Origin of the sequence: Halolamina salina, assembly GCF_042678005.1 — an archaeon.
GTDB classification, from domain to species: Archaea; Halobacteriota; Halobacteria; order Halobacteriales; family Haloferacaceae; genus Halolamina; species Halolamina salina.
Genome location: NZ_JBHUDH010000090.1, coordinates 1 through 673 on the forward strand (window position 1 = coordinate 1; position 673 = coordinate 673).

General features: G+C 72.4%; 1 pseudogene. It reads right to left on the minus strand.

From position 1 onward, the window contains the following. Nucleotides 1-367, minus strand: a pseudogene (locus tag ACFR9S_RS16225) (DNA mismatch repair endonuclease MutL); the annotation flags it as partial. Nucleotides 368-673: the final 306 nt, after the last annotated feature.

The window sequence follows — 673 nt, forward strand, 5'->3', positions numbered from 1 at the left end:
CCCCCCCCGCCGCCTCGCCGTCGCCCTCGGAGACGAACGCCGAGAGGCTGTCCCGCAGGAGTTCGGGGTCCAGCGTCGCGTCGAACACCGCCGGGACGGCCGTCACTTCGACCGTGCGGTCGTCCCGCCGGTCCGCCTCGAACCCCATCTCCCCCAGCGCGTCGGCGTGGCTGGCGAACAGTTCGGCCTCGCGGGCAGTGAGTTCGAGCGTGACCGGCGACGCCAGCGCCTGACTCGCCATCCCGGCGTCGAACTCCCGCTGGAGGCGCTCGTAGTTGACGCGCTCGTCGGCGGCGTGCTGATCGATCAGGACGAGGCCGTCGTCGGTCTCCGCGACGACGTAGGTGTCCTGTAGCTGTCCGAGCACCCGTAGCGTCGGCAGCGAGTCGAACTCGCCGCCCGCCTCGGCGGTCCCGCCGCCCAGCGCCTGCTGGGTCGCCGTGGCGAACGAGCGATCCCCCTCCGGCGTTCGGGCGGGTTCGGTCCGTGACCGCTCGGTCGTTCCGGAGTCGGACCGACTGTGCGAGGGGTCGACTGTCTCCGGGGAGTCGGCCGAATCCGGCGTGTCGTCACGGGCAGTGCGGTCCCGGCTGTCCGGCCGCGAACGCGATCCGCCGGTCGATGTCGGTGAGTTCCCGGAGAGATCGACTGACCAGTCGTCCGCCTCGTCGGG